The organism is Paracoccus sp. NSM (genome assembly GCF_052379855.1).
In the GTDB taxonomy this organism is placed as follows: Bacteria; Pseudomonadota; Alphaproteobacteria; order Rhodobacterales; family Rhodobacteraceae; genus Paracoccus.
The window spans coordinates 321574-344247 of record NZ_JBQTCG010000001.1; the positions used below are offsets into that span (position 1 = coordinate 321574).

The 22674-nt window shown below is 67.4% G+C and carries 20 protein-coding genes, 1 tRNA gene and 1 riboswitch; of the genes, 12 read left to right on the top strand and 9 right to left on the bottom strand.

All coding sequences use genetic code 11. The features are described 5' to 3' along the window. Positions 1-62 precede the first annotated feature (62 nt). The 4 genes from ACTZWU_RS01500 to ACTZWU_RS01515 all read left to right on the top strand — a co-directional run bounded on the left by ACTZWU_RS01500 (position 63) and on the right by ACTZWU_RS01515 (position 3899). Complete coding sequence (locus tag ACTZWU_RS01500; protein WP_444735582.1) at positions 63-1142, top strand: DNA topoisomerase IB; 1080 nt, start codon at positions 63-65, stop codon at positions 1140-1142. Next, complete coding sequence (locus ACTZWU_RS01505) at positions 1117-1446, top strand: DUF779 domain-containing protein (protein ID WP_444735583.1); 330 nt, start codon at positions 1117-1119, stop codon at positions 1444-1446. Before ACTZWU_RS01500 ends, ACTZWU_RS01505 begins: the two co-directional genes overlap by 26 nt. A 77-nt stretch (positions 1447-1523) precedes the next feature. Further along, a complete protein-coding gene (argC, locus tag ACTZWU_RS01510; RefSeq protein ID WP_444735584.1) occupies positions 1524-2441 on the top strand; it encodes an N-acetyl-gamma-glutamyl-phosphate reductase in 918 nt (305 codons plus the stop codon). Between the two features lie 102 nt (positions 2442-2543). Next, entirely contained in the window at positions 2544-3899 is a 1356-nt protein-coding gene (locus ACTZWU_RS01515) for a calcium-binding protein (RefSeq protein WP_444735585.1), read from the top strand. Between the two features lie 161 nt (positions 3900-4060). Here ACTZWU_RS01515 and ACTZWU_RS01520 read toward each other — a convergent pair. The 4 genes from ACTZWU_RS01520 to gcvT form a co-directional block, all read right to left on the bottom strand. Further along, positions 4061-4136: transfer RNA gene (locus tag ACTZWU_RS01520), tRNA-Ala, on the bottom strand. A 61-nt stretch (positions 4137-4197) separates the two neighbouring features. Beyond that, entirely contained in the window at positions 4198-7032 is a 2835-nt protein-coding gene (gcvP, locus tag ACTZWU_RS01525; RefSeq protein WP_444735586.1) for an aminomethyl-transferring glycine dehydrogenase, read from the bottom strand. Between the two features lie 136 nt (positions 7033-7168). Next, positions 7169-7525: a glycine cleavage system protein GcvH gene (gcvH, locus tag ACTZWU_RS01530; protein WP_444735878.1), complete on the bottom strand. Its 357-nt coding sequence runs from the start codon at positions 7523-7525 to the stop codon at positions 7169-7171. Positions 7526-7537: 12 nt separating this feature from the next. Then, a complete protein-coding gene (gcvT, locus tag ACTZWU_RS01535) occupies positions 7538-8644 on the bottom strand; it encodes a glycine cleavage system aminomethyltransferase GcvT (protein WP_444735587.1) in 1107 nt (368 codons plus the stop codon). 144 nt (positions 8645-8788) lie between these two features. Next, a riboswitch (glycine riboswitch) is annotated at positions 8789-8878 on the bottom strand. A 148-nt stretch (positions 8879-9026) separates the two neighbouring features. Between gcvT and ACTZWU_RS01540 the strand changes: the two genes are divergently transcribed. Continuing rightward, the gene (locus ACTZWU_RS01540) at positions 9027-10700 is read left to right on the top strand and encodes a hypothetical protein (protein WP_444735588.1); all 1674 of its coding nucleotides are present in this window, start codon (positions 9027-9029) and stop codon (positions 10698-10700) included. A 4-nt stretch (positions 10701-10704) separates the two neighbouring features. Here the strand turns inward: ACTZWU_RS01540 and ACTZWU_RS01545 are convergent, their stop codons facing one another. The 5 genes from ACTZWU_RS01545 to fliK form a co-directional block, all read right to left on the bottom strand. Next, positions 10705-11784 carry an ABC transporter ATP-binding protein gene (locus tag ACTZWU_RS01545; protein WP_444735589.1) on the bottom strand — a complete coding sequence of 360 codons (1080 nt, stop codon included), beginning with the start codon at positions 11782-11784 and terminating at the stop codon, positions 10705-10707. 80 nt (positions 11785-11864) lie between these two features. After that, the gene (locus ACTZWU_RS01550; RefSeq protein ID WP_444735590.1) at positions 11865-12644 is read right to left on the bottom strand and encodes an SDR family oxidoreductase; all 780 of its coding nucleotides are present in this window, start codon (positions 12642-12644) and stop codon (positions 11865-11867) included. A gap of 224 nt (positions 12645-12868) precedes the next feature. Next, positions 12869-13552 (bottom strand): ribulose-phosphate 3-epimerase, encoded by a 684-nt coding sequence (rpe, locus tag ACTZWU_RS01555; protein ID WP_444735591.1) that lies wholly within the window; start codon positions 13550-13552, stop codon positions 12869-12871. A 65-nt stretch (positions 13553-13617) separates the two neighbouring features. Next, entirely contained in the window at positions 13618-14268 is a 651-nt protein-coding gene (locus ACTZWU_RS01560) for a flagellar hook capping FlgD N-terminal domain-containing protein (protein ID WP_444735592.1), read from the bottom strand. A 9-nt stretch (positions 14269-14277) separates the two neighbouring features. Then, entirely contained in the window at positions 14278-14739 is a 462-nt protein-coding gene (gene fliK, locus ACTZWU_RS01565) for a flagellar hook-length control protein FliK (protein WP_444735593.1), read from the bottom strand. A gap of 1275 nt (positions 14740-16014) precedes the next feature. On the opposite strand from fliK, the gene ACTZWU_RS01570 reads away from it, so the two are divergent. The 7 genes from ACTZWU_RS01570 (at position 16015) to carB (ending at position 22571) form a co-directional block, all read left to right on the top strand. Then, positions 16015-16176, top strand: a complete 162-nt coding sequence (locus ACTZWU_RS01570; protein WP_444735594.1) for a rod-binding protein — start codon at positions 16015-16017, stop codon at positions 16174-16176. Continuing rightward, complete coding sequence (locus ACTZWU_RS01575; protein ID WP_444735595.1) at positions 16173-16484, top strand: hypothetical protein; 312 nt, start codon at positions 16173-16175, stop codon at positions 16482-16484. The genes ACTZWU_RS01570 and ACTZWU_RS01575 overlap by 4 nt, the downstream gene beginning before the upstream one ends. 165 nt (positions 16485-16649) lie before the next feature. After that, positions 16650-17495, top strand: a complete 846-nt coding sequence (locus ACTZWU_RS01580) for a flagellin N-terminal helical domain-containing protein (RefSeq protein WP_444735596.1) — start codon at positions 16650-16652, stop codon at positions 17493-17495. Between the two features lie 66 nt (positions 17496-17561). Further along, complete coding sequence (flaF, locus tag ACTZWU_RS01585; protein ID WP_444735597.1) at positions 17562-17927, top strand: flagellar biosynthesis regulator FlaF; 366 nt, start codon at positions 17562-17564, stop codon at positions 17925-17927. After that, positions 17924-18328, top strand: coding sequence for a flagellar biosynthesis repressor FlbT (gene flbT, locus ACTZWU_RS01590; protein WP_444735598.1), 405 nt, complete (start codon positions 17924-17926; stop codon positions 18326-18328). Before flaF ends, flbT begins: the two co-directional genes overlap by 4 nt. Positions 18329-18338: 10 nt before the next feature. After that, a complete protein-coding gene (locus tag ACTZWU_RS01595) occupies positions 18339-19118 on the top strand; it encodes a DUF1217 domain-containing protein (protein ID WP_444735599.1) in 780 nt (259 codons plus the stop codon). Between the two features lie 114 nt (positions 19119-19232). Then, positions 19233-22571: a carbamoyl-phosphate synthase large subunit gene (gene carB / locus ACTZWU_RS01600; RefSeq protein WP_444735600.1), complete on the top strand. Its 3339-nt coding sequence runs from the start codon at positions 19233-19235 to the stop codon at positions 22569-22571. Positions 22572-22674 lie beyond the last annotated feature (103 nt).

Sequence of the window (22674 nt, forward strand, 5' to 3'; positions counted from 1 at the left end):
CGCCCTGTGGCAACCGCCCGCCGCCCTGTCGCGTTTCCCCGCAACAGGCAGCCGGGCGAGCCATGTCCCCTTCCAGCACGATCATCGACCCCGAGGACGCCGCCGAAAGCGCGGGCCTGATCCATGTCAGCGACGACATGCCGGGTATCACCCGCCACCGTGCGGGCAGGGGCTTTTCCTATCGCGACGCGCGGGGCCGGACGATCCGCGACCGGGCCGAAAGACGGCGCATCGCGGCGCTTGCCATTCCTCCGGCCTGGACCGAGGTCTGGATCTGCCCCGACCGTTCGGGCCATCTGCTGGCCACCGGGCGCGACGGACGGGGACGCAAGCAATACCGCTATCACCCCGACTTCCGCGAGGTCCGCGACAGTGCCAAATACGAACGGATGCTGGACTTCGCCCGCGCGCTGCCGCGCCTGCGTGCCCGCGTGGACAGCGATATGGGCCTCAGCGGCACGCCGCCCGAAAAGGTGCTGGCCACCATCGTTTACCTGTTGGAAAACACCATGATCCGCGTCGGAAACGACACCTACGCGCGGGAAAACTGCTCGCATGGCCTGACGACGCTGCGGGGGAGGCATGTCCGGCTGACCGGCAACACCATGCGGTTCCGGTTCCGGGGCAAGGGCGGCAAGCAATGGGATCTGGGCCTGCGCGACCGGCGCGTCGCCCGCATCATCCGGCGGCTTCAGGACCTGCCCGGCCAGTACCTGTTCCAATACACCGACGACGAGGGCCAGATCCGGCCCGTCAGTTCGACCGAGGTGAACCTCTATCTGCGCACCGTGACCGGCAAGCCGATCACCGCCAAGGATTTCCGCACCTGGACCGGCACCGTCCTCGCCGCCCTGGCCCTTGCCGAAGCCGAGGCCGCCCAGGGCGATGCCGCCCGCCAGCGCAATATCCGCGACGCCATCGAATCCGTCGCTGCCCGGCTGGGCAACACGCCCGCGATCTGCCGGAAATGCTACGTTCATCCCGGCGTGATCGAGGCCTATCTTGCCGATGAGCTGAAGCTGGATCTGCGTCGCCGGATCGACGACAATCTGGACAAGCCCGGCCTGCGACCCGAAGAGCGGCAGGTCATGCGTCTTTTGAGGAGGAGACTGACCCATGAGCAAGGTGAGCGCGACACCTGAAGCCCTGAAGCTGATCGAGGAAATCGTGGCCGATCACGGCCCCGTCCTGTTCCACCAGTCGGGGGGGTGCTGCGACGGCTCGTCGCCGATGTGCTACCCGCAATCGGATTTCCGCATCAGCGAACGCGACGTGAAGCTGGGCGAGATCGGCGGCGCGCCCTTCTACATCTCGGCCAGTCAATACGAGGCATGGAAGCATACCGATCTGATCATCGACGTGGTTCCGGGGCGCGGCGGCATGTTCAGTCTGGATAACGGGCGCGAGAAGCGCTTTCTGACCCGGTCCGAGATCTGCAGCATCTGACGCGCCCAACCGACCCGGCGTTGTGGCGCGCGCGGCTTTCCGCTAGGAAGGCCGCGTTCCGCAACGGGGGATGGCCCATGACCTACAGCGTCTTCATCGATGGCGAGGCCGGCACGACCGGCCTTCAGATCCGCGACCGGCTTCTGGGCCGCGCCGATATCCGTCTGGTGCAGGTCGATCCCTCCCGCCGAAAGGACCCCGAAGCCCGGCGCGAGGCCTTCGCCGCCGCCGATGTGGCGATCCTCTGCCTGCCCGACGATGCCGCGCGCGAGGCCGTGGCTTTGTGTGCCGACCTGCCCACCCGGATCATCGACGCCTCGACGGCGCATCGGGTCGATCCCGACTGGGTCTACGGCTTCGCCGAACTGGCCCCCGAAATGCGCGAGCGGATCGCCAGCGCGCGGCTGGTCAGCAATCCGGGCTGCTATTCGACCGGCGCCATCGCGATCCTGGCGCCGCTGATCGCGGCCGGTCTGGTCCAGCCCGACGAGGCCCTGTCGATCAACGCGGTCAGCGGCTATTCCGGCGGCGGCAAGGCCCTGATCGCGGAATACGAGTCGGGCGAGGCGCCCGCGCATTTCATCTATGGCCTGAGCCAGAGCCACAAGCACATCCCCGAGATCATGCGCCAGACCGGCCTGACCCGCCGCCCCGTCTTTGCCCCCGCCGTGGGCAATTTCGCGCAAGGGATGGCGGTGCAATTGCCGCTGCATCTGGACCAGAACCGCAGCATCGGCGCGCTGCATCAGGTGTTGGCCGCGCATTACCACGGCCAGACCTTCATCCGCGTGACCCCCTCGGACGCGATCGGCGGGCGTTTGGTGCCGACGGCGCATAACGACACCAACCTGCTTGAGATCAGCGTGCATGGCGACGACGCGGCGGGCTGCGCCACGGTGGTCGCGGTGCTGGACAACCTGGGCAAGGGCGCGTCCGGCGCGGCGGTGCAGAACCTCAACATCATGCTGGGTCTGGACGAGGCCGCAAGCCTCTGACGAGCTGTTAACCTTAACCTTTCATTGACGGCCAAATGGATGGGGCATTAAGACATCCGGGGGTGTTCCCCGGATGTTTGCGTTTTTATCGAGGAATTCCCCATGGCCACTTTGCGCAGCCGCGTCGAGTTCGACGTTCTCGGACTGAACCTCGCACCGCCCTTTGTGAACCCGCTGCGGGACGAACTGCGGACGAGTTCCTTTCTGTCGCATGATGGCCGTCTCTATCGTGACTGGTATTTCTCGTTCTACGATATCGGTTTCGGCTTCGTCGGCGGCGCTGCATTCGGAGGCAGCGGCTTCACGTTTCCTGCGAACGCATCGGCGACGACGGGACGGGTCAATGTGATCTTCGAACTGACCAACCCTTTCGCCGCCAGCGTCGATTGGGAAATCATCGGCATCGACCTGTCGCTTCGTGACCTGCGTCAGGCCGGCCTCACCGCCACGCTGGAGGACGACCGCGCGCTGATCCGCAACGCGCTCTCGGGCAACGACGTCATCCAGCTCAGCAATTTCGACGACCGCATGCTGGGCTATGATGGCAACGACACGATGTTCGGCAATGGCGGCAATGACGCGCTGTTGGGCGGCAACGGCAATGACCGGCTGTTCGGCGGCGCTGGAAATGATCGCATGTTGGGCCAGGCCGGCAACGATTACATCATGGGCGGCATCGGCAGCGACACGCTGATCGGCGGCGCCGGAAACGACACCCTGCTGGGCGGGCCGGGTATCGACCGGCTGCATCTGGACGATGGCGATGATGTGCTGCGCGGTGGCGATGGCAGGGACTGGCTGGTCGTGGGGGCGCGGGGTGCGCGGGTGGATCTGGCGATCTCGGGGCCGCAGAATACCGGCTATGGCCGCGACGTGATCGGGGGCATTCCGAACATCCAGGGCGGCGCGGGCAGTGACGTGCTGATGGGCAATGCGGCCACGAATATCCTGCTGGGCGGGGGCGGCAATGACCGCTTGTTCGGCCGCCTCGGCGCCGACCGGTTGGAAGGCAACCAGGGCAACGACCTTCTGGACGGCGGCCTAGGCAATGACACTCTGCTGGGCGGGCTGGGCAGCGACACGCTGATCGGCGGCCGCGGCACCGATGTGCTGACCGGCGGTCCGGGCGCCGATGTGTTCGTCTTTCGCAACCCGGGCGAGACCGGCAGCGACCCGTCCCGCGCCGATCTGATCACCGATTTCCGCCGCGGCAGCGACCGGATCGACCTGCGCCAGATTGACGCCGATCTGAACCGCGAGGGCAACAACGATTTCGGTTTCATCGGCACGGCGGATTTCTCGCGCGCGGGACAGGTCTCCTACGTCCGACTCGATCGACCCGGCACGCAGAACGACGTCACCCATGTCCAGCTGGACGTGGATGGCGACGGGCGCGCGGACGGGATCATCCGCCTGACGGGGCTTTACGACCTGACGGCCAACGACTTCCTGCTCTGAGGCGGGGTATGTCCTTCCGGTCCTGGCAAGCCCTAGCCAGGACCGCGCTGCTTTTGCCGCCAGACCGGACGCAATGCACAATCAGGCCCCGGATCCGAGCGCCTGGCCGCCGATCAAAGCCATATTCACCGAGGATGGGTTTTCTTTGATCTGGGAAGAAATGGTGGAGCCGAGGGGAATCGAACCCCTGACCTCGTCATTGCGAACGACGCGCTCTACCAACTGAGCTACGACCCCACGTCTGCGTTGGTTTAATCGTCGCGGCGCCGATGTCAAGACGCCGCGACAGGGGACGGCCCTATTCCGCTGCCTGCGCGTAGCTTTCCAGCGGCGGGCAGGTGCAGATCAGGTTGCGGTCGCCATGAGCATTGTCGACCCGACCCACCGGCGGCCAGTACTTGTCCACCCGGAACGCGCCCGGCGGGAAACAACCCTCTTCGCGCGAATAGGGGCGGTCCCAGTCGCGGACCAGATCCTCGACAGTATGGGGCGCGTGGCGCAGCGGGCTTTGATCGGCGGCGATCCGGCCCTCGGCGACCTCGGTGATCTCGTCGCGGATCGCCAGCAGGGCGGTAATGAAGCGGTCGATCTCGGCCTTGGTCTCGGATTCGGTTGGCTCGACCATCAGCGTCCCGCTGACCGGCCAGCTCATGGTGGGCGCGTGGAAACCGTTGTCGATCAGGCGCTTGGCGATGTCATCGACCGTGACGCCATGCTCGGCGAAAGGCCGCGTGTCGATGATGCATTCATGCGCCACCCGCCCGCGATTGCCCATGAACAGGATCGGATAGGCCCCGGCAAGGCGGCTGGCGATATAATTCGCGTTCAGGATCGCCACGCGCGTTGCCTGCGTCAGCCCTTCGCCGCCCATCATCAGGCAATAGGCCCACGAGATCAGCAGGATCGAGGCCGACCCGTAAGGCGCCGCCGACACGGCCCGCTCGCCCGTGCGGGGATCGCCGGGCAGGAAGGGCGCCAGATGCGCCTTGACCCCGATCGGCCCCATGCCGGGTCCGCCGCCGCCATGCGGGATGGCAAAGGTCTTGTGCAGGTTCAGGTGGCTGACATCGCCGCCGATCTCGCCCGGCTTCACCAGACCGACCAGCGCGTTCATGTTCGCGCCGTCGATATAGACCTGCCCGCCATGCTGATGCGTGATCTCGCAGACCTGCCGCACCGTGTCCTCGAAGACACCATGCGTCGAGGGATAGGTGATCATCACCGCCGCCAGCCGGTCGCCCGCCTTGGCGGCCTTGTCGGCGAAATCCTCAAGGTCGATATCGCCGTTCGGGGCCGATTTCACCACGACGACCTGCATCCCGCACATCTGCGCGCTGGCCGGGTTCGTGCCATGCGCCGAGACCGGGATCAGGCAGATGTCGCGATCCTCGCCCCGCGCCTTGTGATAGGCCTGGATCGTCAAGAGCCCCGCATATTCCCCCTGCGCGCCGCTGTTGGGCTGCATCGAGAAGGCGTCATATCCCGTGATGCGGCACAACTTTTCCGTCAGGTCCGCGATGGCCTCGTGATAGCCCGCCGCCTGATCATGGGGCGCAAAGGGGTGCAGCGCGCCGAATTCGGGCCAGGTGATCGGCATCATCTCGGCCGCGGCGTTCAGCTTCATCGTGCAAGATCCAAGCGGGATCATCGCCCGGTCCAGCGCCAGGTCGCGGTCCGACAGGCGGCGCATGTAGCGCATCATCTCGGATTCGGCGCGGTTCATGTGAAAGACCGGGTGGGTCAGGTAATCGTTCTCGCGCAACAGCGCGTCCGGGATCGCGGGCGCGCTGGCCGCCGCCGCCGGGTCGGCGATCCCGAACGCGTCCAGCAGGCGGGTGATCACCCCGGCATCGGTCGTCTCGTCCACGCTGATGCCAACGCGGTCGCGGCCCACGCGGCGCAGGTTGATGCCGCGCTGCTCGGCGGCGGCCAGAATCCCCGCCTGACCCACGCCCACCTTGACCGTGATCGTGTCGAAGAACGCATCCGGCGCGACCTCGGCCCCGGCGGCGCGCAGCGCATCGGCAATGGTCACGGCATGCAAATGCACGCGCTGTGCGATGGCGCGCAGACCGACCGGCCCGTGAAAGACCGCATAGAACCCCGCCATGACCGCCAGCAGCGCCTGCGCGGTGCAGACATTGCTGGTCGCCTTCTCGCGGCGGATATGCTGCTCGCGCGTCTGCAGAGACAGACGCAGCGCCTGCCGCCCGGCGGCATCGATGCTGACGCCCACGATCCGGCCCGGCATGGCGCGCTTCAGCTCGTCCCGGCAGGACATGAAGGCCGCATGTGGGCCGCCATAACCCATCGGCACGCCGAAACGCTGCGCCGAACCGACCGCGATGTCGGCCCCCATTGCGCCCGGCTCGCGCAGCAGGCACAGCGCCAGAAGGTCCGTCGCCACCACGGCCAGCGCGCCCGCCGCATGAAGCGCGCCGATCTCGGGGCTCAGGTCGCGGATATGGCCGTAAGTGCCCGGATACTGGAAGATCGCGCCAAAGACCTGATTGGCCACCAGATCATCGACCGAGCCCTTGACGATCCGGATGCCCAGAGGCGCGGCGCGCGTCTCGATCACGCTGATCGTCTGCGGATGCAGGTCATGGGCCACGAAGAACGCATCGGCCTTGGACTTCGACTGCCGCCGCGCCATGGCCATCGCCTCGGCCGCCGCCGTCGCCTCGTCCAGCAGGGACGCATTCGCCACCGGCAACCCGGTCAGATCCGCCACCATGGTCTGGAAGTTCAGCAGCGCCTCAAGCCGCCCCTGCGCGATCTCGGGCTGATAGGGCGTATAGGCCGTGTACCAGGCCGGGTTCTCCAGGATGTTGCGCTGGATCGCGGGGGGCGTGACGGTGCCGTAATAGCCTTGACCGATCAGACTGGTCATCACACGGTTCTTCGCCGCGATCTCGCGCATCCGCGCGATCAGCCCCGCCTCGGACAGGGCAGGCCAGTCAAGCCGATCCGCTTGCCGGATCGCGGCGGGCACGGTCTGCTCGATCAGCTGATCCAGACTATCTGCCCCAACCGCCCGCAGCATTTCGGCCATCTCGGACGGAGAAGGCCCGATATGCCGCCGGTTGGCGAAGTCGTCGGGGTTGTATTCGGTCGCGTTCCAGCGGCTCATCTCGCCTCCCTGCGGGGCGCGCGGGCCCCTTCTTCTTCATCCAAATATCCTGGGGGTCCGGGGGTGAAACCCCCGGCGCCCGCCGGGCCAAGGCCCGGCAATTCCGTCATCTCCGGGCCAAGGCCCGGCAAAAGCCTCAGCCGATCAGCGCCTGATAGGCCGCCTCGTCCATGAAGCCCTCCATCGCACCGGCATCCGCAGGTTTGATGCGGAAGAACCAGGCCGCCATCGGATCGCCGTTCACGTCGCCCGGCGCATCCGCAAGCGCGGCGTTCACGGCGGTGATCACGCCGGCGACAGGGGCCACGATGTCGGATGCCGCCTTGACGCTCTCGATCACGACGATCTCGTCACCCGCCTCGACCTCGCGCCCCTCCTCGGGCAGCTCGATGAACACGACGTCGCCCAGCTGGTCGCTGGCGTGCCGGGTGATCCCGACCACGATCTCGTCGCCCTCGGCACGCAGCCATTCATGATCTTCGGTGTATTTCAGCATGACAGAACCTCAGCGTTTGTAGGAAGGCGTGACAAAGGGCAGGGGGCAGACGGTGACGGGCAGGCGCTTGCCGCGCAGTTCGGCCTCGATCACGGTGCCGTCGGGAATGTCGGCGGGGATGCGCGCCATGGCGACGGGGCCGCCGACCGAGGGACCGAAGCCCCCCGAACTGACCGTGCCAAGCGCCCGGCCCCCGGTGTCGAACAGCGCCACCCCCTCGCGGATCGGCGCGCGCCCCTCGGGGCGCAGGCCGCGGCGGGTGCCGCCCTCGGCCTCCAGAACGCGCCCGGCGCCCGGAAAGCCGCCCGCGCGCGCGCCGCCCGGACGGCGGAGCTTGGGGATCGACCAAGCCAGACCGGCCTCGGCGGGGGTGACGCCCGCATCCATGTCATGCCCGTAAAGCGGCATCCCGGCCTCCAGCCGCAGGCTGTCGCGCGCGCCCAGACCGATGGGCGCCACCTCGGGCTGGTCCAGCAACGCGCGGGCGAAAGCCTCCAGCCGCGCCGCAGGCACCGAAATCTCGAACCCGTCCTCGCCGGTATAGCCCGACCGCGAGATCCACAGCGAAGCCCCGTCCCAGTCGTGAACCTGCGAATCCATGAACCGCATTGCGGCGGCGCCCGGCACCAGCCGCGCCAGCACGGCCTCGGCCTTGGGGCCTTGCAGCGCCAGCAACCCGCGATCCGTGACCGGCGTCACCGTCACCCCTGCCAGCCCGCGCAGATGCGCGATGTCCTGTTCCGCGCAGGCCGCGTTCACCACCAGCAGGAAGTGATCGCCCCGGTTGGCGAACATCAGATCATCCAGGATCCCGCCCGCGTCATTGGTGAACAGCCCGTAACGCTGCCGCCCCACCGGCAGGCCAAGCACATCGGCGGGGATCAGGCTTTCCAGCGCCAAAGCGGCGGTCTCGATCCGGCCATCCTGCGGCGCAACCAGAACCTGACCCATATGGCTGACATCGAACAGGCCCGCACTGGCGCGCGTGTGCAGATGCTCGGCCATCACGCCCATCGGATATTGCACGGGCATGTCCCAGCCCGCGAAAGGCACCATCCGGGCGCCCAGTTCGACATGCAGATCGTAAAGTCCGGTCCGGCGACTCGTCTCGGCCATCAGGCCCTCCTGCGAAACAGCCGGACAGCCGGCATCGGTTGCACGCGGATGATCCACGCCACGATGCCCCCTCTGTCCCTGCCCGAAACGGGCGCCTGAGATCGTTATCCCTTCGGCGGGCCTTGTGGCCACTCTCCAGAGTTCTTGCAGAAAGCGGTCCTTTCGCCTGAGAGCTTGCCGGGGCGGCTTCTCCTTCGGCCCCGGCACCGTGCCGGTGTCTCCCGAATTCCGTTCTCACCCGTAGCCGCAGGCCGCGCGCAAGGCAAGCACCTTGTCGCAAGTGCGACCTGAAACGCCGTTTTCGGACGCTGCCCTGCCGCTCTGGTTGACACCCTGGCCCGCTGCGCGCCAAGGTCGGCCCGCGCGCAAGGACAGGCCCGGCATGCAGCCCAAATTCTTTCAGATCGGCTTCAACAAATGCGGCACGACCTTCATCGCGCGGCTTTTCGACATGAACGGCATCCCCGCCGCCCATTGGCTGGAAGGCGCCCTGGCCGACGATATCGCCTATGCCAAGCTGACCGGCGCCCGGCCTCTGGCGCGCTGGGCCGACCGCGTGACGGCCTTCACCGACATGGAATCGGCGCGCTTCCTGAACATGCCCATCATCGAGGCGTTCAAGGATTACGCGCTGCTTGACGCGCATTATCCCGGCGCGGTCTTCATGCTGAACACCCGCCGGGTCGAGGACTGGATCGCCAGCCGCTATCTGCATCGCGGCGGCGCCTATGCGCGCAGCCACGCGGCATGGCGCGGCGTGGCGCTGGGCGATCTGGCCGATATCTGGGCCGAGGAATGGGACAGGCACCTGACCGGCGCCCGCCAGCATTTCGCGGGCCGTCCCGAGTTCATCGAGATCGACATCGACGAGGCCACCCCCGAGGATTACCGCCGCGCCCTGTCGCCCTGGTTCGACCTGCCGCGCATTCCCGATCTGCCCGGCGCGGGCGTCCGGCAGGCCCGTCAGCAGAACCTGCCGCGCGTGGCCCAGATGCTGGAAACGCCGCCCCCCGGTGCGGGCTACACCCCCCCAAGCCGCCAGCGGCTGGCGCGCCGTCTGGCCGCGCTGGCCGCGCCCGCCCGGCTGGGCCTGACCCGCGCGCCCCGCGCCCCGCATGATCAGGCGGTGTGCCTGGACCTCGACCGGGCCGAGCTGCGCGGCGCCGATGGTGCCCTGTTGCCGCTGCGGCGCGGCCCCGACGGTTTTTATCTGGACGCGCAGCGACCCGGCCTGCTGCGCGTCGCGCCGGTCGCCAACGACATCGCGCAGGTGGCGACCGGCGGCTGCTATTGGCTGGACATGCGCGCCTCGGGTCCGGATCGCCCGGCCGAGGCGCCGCTTCTGGCCTGCCTGCGCCCGCGCGGCGCGGCGAACGTCTATCTCTGGCCCGCGCCCTGGCTGCACCGGATCGGAAATGACGGCTTTCCGGGCGCGCCCCTGCCGCACCGCCCCGCCCTGGCCGACCGGCCCGATCTGGCGGTCTGGCGCGGCAGGCTGTCGGGGCGCGCCGCCGATGGCCGTAGCGCCGAACAGGTGCTGAACGCGCTGGCCCGGGGCCATGCCGGTCCGCGTGCCCTGCATGCGCTGACCGGGCTGTCGCGCTGGCGGCTGGCCAGCCTGGACCTGCCCGGCCTCGATGCCGCGATCCTGCCGGACGCGCGGCTGGAACAGGCGCTGTCACATACGCCCCTGACGCCGCCGCGCCTGGCCTCGGACCAGCCCTCCGGGCGCTACGCGATCAGCCTCGCCTCATCCGAGGGCGACAGCGACCTCTTGCCGCTGCTTCTGGACGAGGCCGTGGTCCTGGCCGAGGATGACGGCACCGAAAGTTTCGTCACCGGCCTCTTTCGCCCCTGGCGCCACGTCATCCCGCTGGAGCATGGCGCCGCCGATCTGCCCGAGAAACTGGCCTGGGCGCGCGCCCGCCCCGAAGCCTGCGCGCAGATCGCCACCCGCGCGCGCAGGCTTGCCGCCCGTCTGGCCGACCCGGCCGCGCGGCGCCTGCATCTGGCGCGCGTGCTCGAGGCCTATCGGGCGGCCACCGGGCAGCTTTAGGGCATCACCCGCGCGGAAAGACGAAGCAGCGGTCGCGCCGCAGCATCAGCCACATCGGCGTGCCCGCGGGCGGCAGGAACACCCCCGGCACGGTCGCGTTCAGCGCGATGCCGCTATGCTCGGTCGCGAATTCCACCAGCGATTCGCGGCCCAGATAGCGGGCGCGCACCACCCGCGCCAGCGCCGCCTGCCCGTTTTCCGGCGTCGGCGCAGGTCCCTGACCGGCCCGGTCAAAGTCGATCCGCAGATGCTGGGGCCGGATCACGATATCGACTTCGCAGCCATCGGGCATCCCCGGCGTCAGGAACTGCCCAAAGGGCGTGTCGGTCAGCGCCCCCTGTACGCGCCCCTGCAATACGTTGATATCGCTGAAAAAAGCCGCCGCCTGCCGGTCAACCGGCGCATTGTAGAGGTTATAGGGCGCCCCCTGCTGCACGATCCGCCCCGACCGCATCAGCAGGATCAGATCGGCCATCCGCATCGCCTCGACAGGCTCATGCGTGACCAGCAGGACGGCGGTGCCCTCGTCCTTCAGCAGGGCAAGCGTCTCGTCGCGGATGCCGTCGCGCAGTCGCTCGTCCAGGCCGCTGAAGGGCTCGTCCATCAGCAGCACGCCCGGACGCGGCGCCAGCGCGCGGGCCAGCGCGACACGCTGCTGCTCGCCGCCCGACAATTCATGCGGATAGCTGTCCAGATGGCGCAGCATGTGCACCCGCTCCAGCAGATCGGTCACGCGGGCGCGGTTCGCGCGGAACCCGCCCTTGAGGCCAAAGGCCACGTTCTCGCTGACCGGCAGGTGCGGGAACAGCGCGAAATCCTGAAACATCAACCCGATGGATCGCGCCTCGGGCGGCAGCCGGTTCGCCCCGTCGCAGACCACCCGGCCATCGACCAGAATGCGCCCCCGGTCCTGCATGTCCACGCCCGCCACGATCCGCAGCGTGGTGGATTTCCCGCAGCCCGACGGACCCAGCAGACACGCGACCTGCCCGGCCTCGACCCGGAAGGACACATCGTCCACGACGCGGCGCCCGTCGAAGGCGCGGGTCAGGTTCTGGACCTCCAGTCGGGCGGGCTCGGTCACGATCTGCCTGTTGTTTGCCGGGTGTTTCGCTCGGGTATGGCCCGCCCTAGCAGCGCATCAGGCAGGCCGCAACCGCCTGATCAGATCGTGAGATTGGTCGCCCCGCCATCCAGCAGGATGTTCTGCCCCACGATGAAGCGCGCATGCTGGCTGCACAGGAACGCACAGGTCGCCCCGAAATCCTCGGCCGTGCCGTAATCCCCGGCCGGGATCGTCGCCTTGCGCTGCGCCCGCGCCTCGTCCATCGAGATGCCCTGCGCCTGCGACACGCCGCGATCCAGGCCCTCGGCGCGATCGGTCGCGTGGATGCCCGGCAGCAGGTTGTTCACGTTGACGCCGTGGCGCGCGACCTGCCGCGACATGCCGGCGACGAAGCCGGTCAGCCCTGCGCGGGCGCTGTTCGACAGGCCCAGAACCGGGATCGGCGCCCGCACCGATTGCGAGGTGATGTTGACGACCCGGCCCCAGCCGCGCTCCATCATGCCGGGCACAAGGGCCTGCATCAGCGCGACCGCCGACAGCATGTTGGCATCCAGCGCCCGGATGAAATCGTCGCGCGTCCAGTCGCGCCAATCGCCCGGAGGCGGCCCGCCCGCATTCGTCACCAGAATGTCGGCCTGCCCCAAGGCGTCCAGCACGGCCGCGCGGCCCGCCTCGGTCGTGATGTCGGCGGCGACCGGTGTGACTGCGACGCCATGCCGCGCCGCGATGTCCTCGGCGGTGCGGACGATGTCGGCCTCGGTCCGGCTGTTGATCACCAGATCGACCCCGGCGGCAGCAAGCGCCTCGGCGCAGCCGCGCCCCAGGCCCTTTGACGCGGCGCAGACCAGCCCGCGCTTGCCCCTGATCCCCAGATCCATCCTGTCCTCCCTGTTCGTCGCCCGGGCAGCGAAACCTCTGCCAGGGCCAATGTCAAACCCCATGGTCGAAGGCGCGCGGGGGATCACCGCTTTTCTCGACCCTCGACCCTCGACCCTCGATCTTCGAACCACGGGCGGGCAAGCGGGCCGACCTGCCGCCGCTGTCCGATGCCGCCTTGGGCCGCCCTACGGCGCCTTGGCCGCGAAGGGGGCGGCCTCGGGCCTCAGCCCTCCGCCGCCTCGCGGATCGTGCGGATATTGGCGCCATACACCTCGGGCCGCTCGACCGAGCCGCCCTTGAAGACGGCCGAGCCTGCCACCAGCACATCCGCCCCGGCCTTTGCCACCAGCGGTGCCGTGGTGGGGTCGACCCCGCCATCGACCTGGATGTGGATCGGCCTGTCGCCGACCATCGCGCGCAGCCGCGCGATCTTGTCCAGTTGCGAGTGGATGAATTTCTGCCCGCCAAAGCCCGGGTTGACCGTCATCACCAGCACCATGTCGCACAGGTCCAGCAGGCAGGACACGGCCTCGAGCGGAGTCCCGGGGTTCAGCGCGATCCCTGCCTTCTTGCCGGTCGCGCGGATCGCCTGCAGCGTGCGGTGGGGATGGGGGCCGGCCTCGACATGGGCGGTGATCATGTCGGCGCCCGCCTCGGCATAGGCCTCGATATAGGGATCGACCGGCGCGATCATCAGATGGACGTCCATGAAGCCGCGGACATGCGGCCGGAACGCCTTGACCGCCGGGGGGCCAAAGGTCAGGTTCGGCACGAAATGCCCGTCCATCACGTCCACATGGACCCAATCCGCGCCCTGATCCTCGATGGCGCGGATCTCGGCGCCGAAATTGGCGAAGTCGGCGGAAAGGATCGACGGCGCGATCCGGATCTGTCGGTCGAAGCTCATGGCGGCCTCCTCTCTGGCTGAACGCGGCCTGCCCGCTTGCGAGCCTTGCGTCAAGACCGGACGCGTCAGGGCGCCGCGCGCAGGGCCGTGACCTCGCTTGCCGGGGCCGAGCCGCCGCCCTGAAAGATCAGCCGCGTGCCGTCCGCGCCAAAGGCCGCCTCGGTGATCAGCCCGTAGGCGCCGACCTGGGTCTCGGCTACAAGAAGCCCATCGCGTCGGCTTTCCAGGGTAAAGCTGTATTGCCCGTCGGGCAGACGGCTGCCGTCCTCGCGCTGCCCCGTCCAGTCCACCTGACCGCTGCCGGGCCCGATCTCTGTCCGGTCGATCACCACGCCGGTGCCGCTGCGCGTGACCAGCTGCACGCTGTCCGCCGAAGGGTCGGGCGCGATGTCCAGCGTCACCGGCCGCCCCGAGAACCAGACCGGCGCCGTGGTCCGCGCCTCCTTGCCGATCCACGAGGCGAAGTTCCCCCCGCCCGAGGCCCCCGCCATCTGCGCCAGCAGCTTGTTCGTATGGGCCTGCTGCTCGACCCCGGCGAAGGTCGCCAGTTGCACGGCGAAATCCGCCCCCTGCATCGGATTCAGCGGGTCCTGGTTGCGCAATTGCGCGGTCAGCATCCGCAGGAAGGTCTCGAAATCCGCGCCCGAGGCCGCCCCCGATACCCCTCCGGTGGTCTGGCCGGTGGCGGCGCCATTGCCGACTTCTGTCACGTTCATTGCGCTCTCCTATAACCTGATGTCGATTCGGCGCTGCGCCGCCAGCCGCCCGGCCTCTTGCGCGATGGCCAGGGGGATCACCGGGATCCCAGTCTCCACGGAGCCCTCCTGCGTGGTTTCGCGCAGCAGCCGTTGGGGTTCTGGCGGCGGACCGTCGCGGAAGGACAGCGCGCCCCCTTCCAGCCCTGCCTCGCGCAGTTCGGTGCCAAGCAGATCGGCGTTGCGGCGCAGCAATTCCAGCGTCTCGGGGCGCTCGGCCATGATGACGATCAGCGGCTTGTCCTGACCCAAGACCGAGATCTGCACCCGTCCCAGTTCCTCGGGCGACAGCGCAATTTCCGTGACGCCTCTCGCCGTGGTCACCGCCACCCCACCGCTTGCCGGAGGCGGCACCAAAGCCGCCACGATCTGGCGTGCCACGGGCTGCACCGCTGCGTTCGCCTCGCGGTGGGCGGCGGTGGCCTCGATCAAGGGCATGTCTTGGCGCGGCGACGGGCCCTGCTGCATTTCCGTGACCGCCGGGTCCACAGCCAGCCCCGTCGCAGGCTTTCCTGAAGTCTCAAGGGCGACCCGCGGTCGCATCGTTTCCGCTGGCGGTCCGGCTGCGGGCAACTCCATGTCGGCAGGGGCCGCGGCCCTCGCGGCAGGTCCGGGCTCATGGTCCGGCGACACCGCCCGCGCCGCAATCTGACTTTCAGGGGCCGCTTTCATGTTGGCCTTCATGATTGGTCCGGGCGACGCCTCCTCTGCAACAGGGGCATCCGACGCGCCCGCGCCCAAAGGAACGCGCGACTGACCCACGGTCACTGCCTCGGGGTTTGTGCCGGGCTTGGACATGCCCGAAGGCTCCGGCCTTGCCTCGACCCGGTCGTCGGCCGAAAGGGCGGTGGCCTGCGATTGCGGGCCTTCCGCGTCCGACGCATCGGATTGGTTTGCAAGATCAGCCGTCTTGCCTGCATGATTCGGTGCCGCTGGCACAGGCCCCGCCGAGGCTGCCATCTGCTGCGGTATCCTCCCTGCCATCGGCTGCGCAAAAGCCGGACCATCGTCATGCTGCTCCGAACCGCCAGGCGCTGCCTCGGGCTGCAGGGCGGCGCCATGTTGCATCCAGCCCGAATTCACGGGCGCCGGCGCTGAAACCGTTGCGTCAGGCTCCGCATCGCGTGCTTTCGCGACCTGTGCTGCCTCGGGATTCGCCCCTAACCGCGCCGCGACTGCCGGTTCGGGTGCCAGCCATGCGCTGAGCCCTGTCTGAGCACCCAGCCACGCCTCCAGCGGATCAGGGGCGATCACCGGATCGGCGCCTTCCCGGTCATCCATCTGCTCTGCGCGCAGGTCTTTGTCAGCGGCAGGCTTGGTCGCGGCCGCCTCGGCGCCTGCCGGATCTGTTGCGGGATGCGCGGCTTGGGGATCGGGCGCCTGCCCGGTCAGAACCTTCTCGATCATGGCGAAATCCGCGCCCTCGGATCTCGGGGAATCGCGGGGGGGCGCTCCTTCAAGGGGCGTCGCGGGCGCTGCAAGACTGGTTAACTCGATCATCGCATACGATCCTTCTTTGACCTCCGTCATAATGCGAAATCCTTACTTATTATTTACTGCCAAGGGTTAGGCTTCACGGAGTCCGGCATAATCAGAGGAATCTGGATCGTGATTGAAATAACCTCGACACTTGTTTCCGAAAATGTTGCGCGCTCATCGCGCGGTGGCGGTTCGGCCGACCAGCTTGAGCAAGCTTTTCTTGAAGAGATGCTGAAATATTGCGGGCCCAAGCCGATGTCGGGGGCCTTTTCCGGCGGCGCGGGCGAGGATCAGTTCGGCAGCTTTCTGACGCGCGAACACGCCGCGATCCTGGCGCGTCAGGTCGATCTTGGCTTCGACCGCTTCCTGCCGCGCGGGATGCCGTCATGACCGCCCCGGCACGGCGAATCGCCGAGATCAAGGCCGCGATCCTGTCGGGTGATGCCGAATCGGCGCAAAAGTCGCTGGATCTGCTGGAAAAATCGCTGGAAAGCGGCGTGCGTGAAGATCATCGCCGCGTGCTTGAACCCGCTCTGACCGAGCTGCGCGCCTTGGCCGAGGCGTCGTTGCGGGGCGCCCGGCAGGCCGCTGAGGACCTGCGCGACATCATCGTCTCGGCCCAGTCGCTGCAGACATATGACGATGCCGGGCGCCGACGCAGCGCGACGACGCTGGCCCCGATGCCGCAAAGGTTTTGATAAAATGCTTAGTGAACTGTGTTTGAGGGAAAGGGGGTAATTCACTACTTGTCAATCACCGGCGGTTAAACCGGTCACATGCCGAAAGGGCGGGGGAAACCCCAGGGTCAGAAGGCCGAAGATGCAAACCCGGGTGCAAAGCGCCCCTTTTAATCGGAGGACAACATGTCCAGCATTCTGACCAACAACAGCGCCATGGTCGCGCTCCAGACCCTGAAATCGGTGAATGCCAATCTGGGCAAGGCGCAGGCCGAGATCTCGACCGGCAAGGCCGTGGGCAACGCCAAGGACAATGCCGCTGTCTGGGCCATCGCCAAGGTCATGGAAACCGATCAGTCGGCCTTCAAGACCATCCAGAAGAACCTGAACGTCGGCGATGCGGTGGTCGCCACCGCACGCGCCGGTGCCGAGCAGATCACCGATCTGCTGCGCGAGATGAAGGATCTGGCGATTGGCGCAGCGAACGACGCGGCCGATTTCGGCAAGATCCAGACCGATATCGACGCCAAGATGGCGCAGATCACGTCGATCGTCGGTGCTTCACAGCTGAACGGGATCAACCTTCTGGCCACGGACGTCAATGGCGCCGGCGGAACCAGCTTCACCGTGCTGGGATCGCTGGACCGTGTGAACGGCACGGTTGCCACCACTGCCGGAGAGATCGCGGTGAACGGCGTGGATTTCGAGGCCGACATCGCCGGCGCAACGATCACCTCGATCGGCAGCCGGGCCGACGCTGTGACCGCGATCGGCGAGATCGAGGCCCTGATCGACCTCGCAGTTCAGGGCGCTGCCGACCTTGGCTCGGCCGGCAAACGCATCTCGGATCAGTCGAACTTTGTCGGCAAGCTGGCAGACTCGCTCAAGACCGGTATGGGCGCGTTGGTCGACGCCGACATGGAGGAGGCCTCGGCCCGCCTCCAGGCGCTGCAGACCCAGCAGCAGCTGGGCATTCAGGCGCTTTCGATCGCGAACCAGGCACCCTCGGCGATCCTGTCGCTGTTCCGCTGATGACGGTCGGGGCGCCCACGGGCGCCCCCTCCCATCCCCAAGACACTCCAGAACGGGAAGACATCCTTGAACGCGGTCACGCCTCTCACCCAGCACGGATACAAAAGCGCAGCCCTGCGCAACCCTCGCGACGCCGAATACGACGCCTTTTCGCGCGTCACCCGCCTGATGCGTCAGGCGCCCCGGCAATGCACCACGGCAGAGGCCGTGCAGGCCGTTCACCTGAACAATGAACTCTGGACCATTCTGGCCACCGATCTTGCCGATCCCGGCAATGCCCTGCCGGAAGCGATGCGCGCGGGCCTTTTGTCGCTGGCTGGTTTCTGCCTGCGGCACGGGCATTCGGCGCTCGCCGGCCAGGCCAGCACGGACGCACTGATCGACATCAACCTGTCTATCATGAAGGGACTGCGCGGCGAGGTCGCAGCATGAGCGGCCTGGTTCTCAAGCTCGCCCCGAACGAGCGTGTCCTGATCAATGGCGCCGTCATCGAGAACGGCGACCGCCGGTCGCGCATCTCGATCAAGACACCCAATGTCAACGTGCTGCGCCTACGCGATGCCATCCACCCCGAGGCCGCGACGACTCCCGTATCGCGCGCCTGCTACATCGCCCAGCTCATGTTGTCCGGCGACATCGACACCGCCACCGGGCGGCGCGACCTGATCCGCGCGATCGAACAACTGAGCCAGGTCTTCGACGATCGCGACAGCCGCATCCTGCTGGCCGAGGCCAGCGAGCATGCCGTCCAGGACAACCCCTATCAGGCGATGCGCCGCCTGCGCGAATTGCTGCCCCGCGAGGCACGGCTCTTCGCCATGGCCCGCCAGTGAGGGCGCGCGCATGATGGCGATCACCACCGGCGCGGGGGGGCTTCTGGGGTGGAAGATCCTGCAAAGGACCGAATCCCGCCAGATCGAGATCCTGCGTCGGGATGCCGTCGTGCAACGCTCGACCAGCTATCTGCGCGACAACCCCGACAAGCTGACCTCGCCCGAGGCGCTTGTCGGCGATTACCGCATGCTCAGCGCCGTGCTTTCGGCCTTCGGGCTGGAAAATGACGTCGCGAACAAGGCCTTCATCCGCAAGGTGCTGGAATCCGACCTCAGCGACCGCAGCGCCTTGGTCAACCGGCTCAGCGACAAGCGCTATCTTCGGATGGCCGAGGCTTTGGGCTTCTCGGCCCCCGGCGGCCCCTCTGCCGATCTGGGCGACAGGCTGGGACAGGCCTTCATTCAGCGCGAATACGAACGCCGCGTGGGTGCGGGGGACGAGGATCTGCGCCTTGCCCTCAATGCCCGGCGCGAGATCGCTGCCTTCGCGGACAATGATAAAAGCGCCACGACCCAGTGGTACGAGGTGATGGGCAACCCGCCCATGCGCAAGGTCTTCGAGACCGCGCTGGGCTTCGGCCCCAGCTTCGGCAAGCTTCCGGTCGAGCGTCAGAACGCCGAATTCATGAAGGCCGCGCAGCGCCAGTTCGGCACGTCCAGCCTGGCCGAACTGGCCGAACCCGCAGCGACCGAACGGCTGATCATCTCGTTTCTGGCCCGCGCCCAACTGACTCAATCCGTCAGCCAGAACCGCTACAGCGCCGCGCTGACGCTTCTGGCCCGGCCCTGACCTCGCCTTGCGCGCATTTTGCGGCCATGCGCGGCCCGCCGCACCTTGCGCCCAAGGCGGTCTTGACTATAACCCCGGTCGATTTACGCAAATCCAGCACATCCGGGGGCGACCATGCCGAAGAGAACCGATATCAAGTCCATCCTGATCATCGGCGCAGGCCCCATCGTGATCGGGCAGGCCTGCGAATTCGACTATTCCGGCGCCCAGGCCTGCAAGGCCCTGCGCGAGGAAGGCTATCGCGTCATCCTCGTCAACTCGAACCCGGCCACGATCATGACCGACCCCGAGATGGCCGACGCGACCTATATCGAGCCGATCACCCCCGAGATCGTCGAGAAGATCATCGCCAAGGAACGCCCCGACGCGCTCTTGCCGACGATGGGCGGGCAGACCGGCCTGAACACGGCGCTGGCCCTGGCCGATAACGGCGCCCTGAACCGCTACGGGGTCGAGCTGATCGGCGCGCAGCGCGCCGCCATCGAGATGGCCGAGGACCGCAAGCTGTTCCGCGAGGCGATGGACCGCATCGGTCTGGAAAACCCCAAGGCCACGATCATCGCCGCCCCCAAGGGCGCGAATGGCAAATACGACGTGAATGCCGGTGTGGCCCAGGCGATGGACGCGCTCGAGGAAATCGGCCTGCCAGCGATCATCCGCCCGGCCTTCACGCTTGGCGGCACGGGCGGCGGCGTCGCCTATAACCGCGACGATTACGAACGCATCGTGCGCTCGGGCCTCGACGCCTCGCCGGTTGCGCAGGTGCTGATCGACGAATCCCTTCTGGGCTGGAAGGAATACGAGATGGAGGTCGTGCGCGATCGCAACGACAACGCCATCATCGTCTGCTCGATCGAGAACGTCGATCCGATGGGCGTCCATACCGGCGATTCGATCACTGTCGCCCCGGCTTTGACCCTGACCGACCGCGAATACCAGATCATGCGCAACGGCTCGATCGCCGTCCTGCGCGAGATCGGCGTCGAGACCGGCGGCTCGAACGTGCAGTGGGCGATCAACCCCGCCGATGGCCGCATGGTCGTGATCGAGATGAACCCGCGCGTCTCGCGCAGTTCGGCGCTCGCCTCCAAGGCGACCGGTTTCCCCATCGCCAAGATCGCCGCGAAACTGGCCGTCGGCTACACGCTGGACGAGTTGGACAACGACATCACCAAGGTGACGCCGGCCAGCTTCGAGCCCTCGATCGACTATGTCGTCACCAAGATCCCGCGTTTCGCCTTCGAGAAATTCCCCGGCTCCAAGCCCGAGCTGACCACCGCGATGAAATCCGTGGGCGAGGTCATGGCCATCGGTCGCAGCTTCCACGAATCGCTGCAAAAGGCGCTGGCCTCGATGGAGAACGGCCTGACCGGCCTTGACGAGATCGTCATCGAGGGCGCTGCCGATCAGGGCAAGCCCGCCGTCATCGCGGCCCTGTCCAAGGCGACCCCCGACCGCATCCGCGTCATCGCCGAGGCGATGCGCTTCGGCCTCAGCAATGACGAGATCCAGCGCGTCACCAGCTTCGACCCGTGGTTCCTGGCCCGCATCCGCGAGATCGTCGATGCCGAACAGCAGATCCGCCAGAATGGCCTGCCCACCGACGAGGAAGGCCTGCGCCAGGTCAAGATGATGGGCTTCACCGATGCCCGCTTGGCCCACCTGACCGGCCGCGACGAGGCCGAGATCCGCCGTGCCCGCCGCGCCTTGGGCATCCGCCCGGTCTTCAAGCGCATCGACACCTGCGCCGCCGAGTTCGAGGCCCAGACCCCCTACATGTATTCCACCTACGAAGCCCCCGCGATGGGCGACGTGGAATGCGAATCCCGCCCGACCGACGCCAAGAAGGTCGTCATCCTGGGCGGCGGCCCGAACCGGATCGGCCAGGGCATCGAGTTCGACTATTGCTGCTGTCACGCCTGCTTCGCGCTGACCGGCGCGGGCTACGAGACGATCATGATCAACTGCAACCCGGAAACGGTCAGCACCGATTATGACACCTCGGACCGGCTCTATTTCGAACCGCTGACGCTGGAACATGTGCTTGAGATCCTGCACACCGAACAGCAGGCCGGGCGGCTGCACGGCGTCATCGTCCAGTTCGGCGGCCAGACGCCGCTGAAGCTGGCCAACGCGCTGGAAGCCGAAGGTATCCCGATCCTCGGCACCACCCCCGACGCCATCGACCTGGCCGAGGACCGCGAGCGTTTCCAGAAGCTGCTGAACGATCTCGGCCTCAAGCAGCCGATCAACGGCATCGCCAGCAGCGACGCGCAAGCCATTGAAATCGCCGAGCGCATCGGCTTCCCGCTGGTCATCCGCCCCTCCTATGTCCTCGGCGGCCGCGCGATGGAGATCGTGCGCGACATGGACCACCTGCGTCGCTACATCTCCGAGGCCGTGACCGTCTCGGGCAAGAGCCCGGTCCTGCTGGACAGCTACCTCTCGGGCGCGATCGAGGTTGACGTGGACGCCCTCTGCGACGGCGAGAATGTCCACGTCGCCGGCATCATGGAGCATATCGAGGAAGCCGGCGTCCATTCCGGCGACAGCGCCTGCTCGCTGCCGCCCCACACGCTGGACGCCGCCACCATCGCCGAACTCAAGGCGCAGACCGAGGCCATGGCCCGCGCGCTGAAGGTCCGCGGCCTGATGAACGTGCAATTCGCGCTGAAGGACGGCCAGATCTTCGTGCTCGAGGTGAACCCCCGCGCCAGCCGCACCGTCCCCTTCGTCGCCAAGGCCACCGACAGCGCCATCGCCTCGATCGCCGCGCGCCTGATGGCGGGCGAGCCGATGTCGAACTTCCCCGCCCGCGCGCCCTATCCCGAAGGCGTGGGCCCGGAAACCGACCTGCCCTTTGCCGACCCGATGACGCTGGCCGACCCGATCACGCCCTGGTTCTCGGTCAAAGAGGCCGTGCTGCCCTTCGCCCGCTTCCCCGGCGTCGATACGCTGCTTGGCCCGGAAATGCGCTCCACCGGCGAGGTGATGGGCTGGGACCGCAACTTTGCCCGCGCCTTCCTCAAGGCGCAGATGGGCGCGGGCACCGACCTGCCCTCCGAGGGGCGCGTCTTCCTGTCGGTCAAGGATGCCGACAAGACGCCCGCCCTGGCGCAGGCCGCCCGCGACCTGGTCGAGATGGGCTTTTCGCTGATCGCCACCTCGGGCACGGCGGATTTCCTTGACGCGCAGGGCGTGGCCTCGACCCGCGTGAACAAGGTCTATGAGGGGCGCCCGAACATCGTGGACCGCCTGAAGAACGGCGAGATCGCGATGGTCCTGAACACGACCGAGGGCGCCCAGGCCATCACCGATTCCCGCGAGATCCGCGCCGTCGCCCTCTACGACAAGATCCCCTATTTCACCACGGCCGCGGGGAGTATCGCCGCCGTGGCGGCGATCAAGTCGCGCGAGGAGGGGGAAGTCGGAGTCAGGTCGCTGCAGGCTTGACGCTCACAACCAGTCCATTCATTTTCACTCGCGAGCCTTCCATTCGCGTAAATCTTAGAAATAGATAAATCTTCGATAGCTGAGACAATATTAAGTGACCTTC

Coding starts and splice junctions, on each gene's coding strand:
- ACTZWU_RS01500 (WP_444735582.1), top strand. CDS start 63: ATGTCCCCTTCCAGCACGATCATCGACCCCGAGGACGCCGCCGAAAGC.
- ACTZWU_RS01505 (WP_444735583.1), top strand. CDS start 1,117: ATGAGCAAGGTGAGCGCGACACCTGAAGCCCTGAAGCTGATCGAGGAA.
- argC (WP_444735584.1), top strand. CDS start 1,524: ATGACCTACAGCGTCTTCATCGATGGCGAGGCCGGCACGACCGGCCTT.
- ACTZWU_RS01515 (WP_444735585.1), top strand. CDS start 2,544: ATGGCCACTTTGCGCAGCCGCGTCGAGTTCGACGTTCTCGGACTGAAC.
- gcvP (WP_444735586.1), bottom strand. CDS start 7,032: ATGAGCCGCTGGAACGCGACCGAATACAACCCCGACGACTTCGCCAAC.
- gcvT (WP_444735587.1), bottom strand. CDS start 8,644: ATGGCCGAGACGAGTCGCCGGACCGGACTTTACGATCTGCATGTCGAA.
- ACTZWU_RS01540 (WP_444735588.1), top strand. CDS start 9,027: ATGCAGCCCAAATTCTTTCAGATCGGCTTCAACAAATGCGGCACGACC.
- ACTZWU_RS01550 (WP_444735590.1), bottom strand. CDS start 12,644: ATGGATCTGGGGATCAGGGGCAAGCGCGGGCTGGTCTGCGCCGCGTCA.
- rpe (WP_444735591.1), bottom strand. CDS start 13,552: ATGAGCTTCGACCGACAGATCCGGATCGCGCCGTCGATCCTTTCCGCC.
- ACTZWU_RS01560 (WP_444735592.1), bottom strand. CDS start 14,268: ATGAACGTGACAGAAGTCGGCAATGGCGCCGCCACCGGCCAGACCACC.
- ACTZWU_RS01570 (WP_444735594.1), top strand. CDS start 16,015: ATGCTGAAATATTGCGGGCCCAAGCCGATGTCGGGGGCCTTTTCCGGC.
- ACTZWU_RS01575 (WP_444735595.1), top strand. CDS start 16,173: ATGACCGCCCCGGCACGGCGAATCGCCGAGATCAAGGCCGCGATCCTG.
- ACTZWU_RS01580 (WP_444735596.1), top strand. CDS start 16,650: ATGTCCAGCATTCTGACCAACAACAGCGCCATGGTCGCGCTCCAGACC.
- flbT (WP_444735598.1), top strand. CDS start 17,924: ATGAGCGGCCTGGTTCTCAAGCTCGCCCCGAACGAGCGTGTCCTGATC.
- ACTZWU_RS01595 (WP_444735599.1), top strand. CDS start 18,339: ATGATGGCGATCACCACCGGCGCGGGGGGGCTTCTGGGGTGGAAGATC.
- carB (WP_444735600.1), top strand. CDS start 19,233: ATGCCGAAGAGAACCGATATCAAGTCCATCCTGATCATCGGCGCAGGC.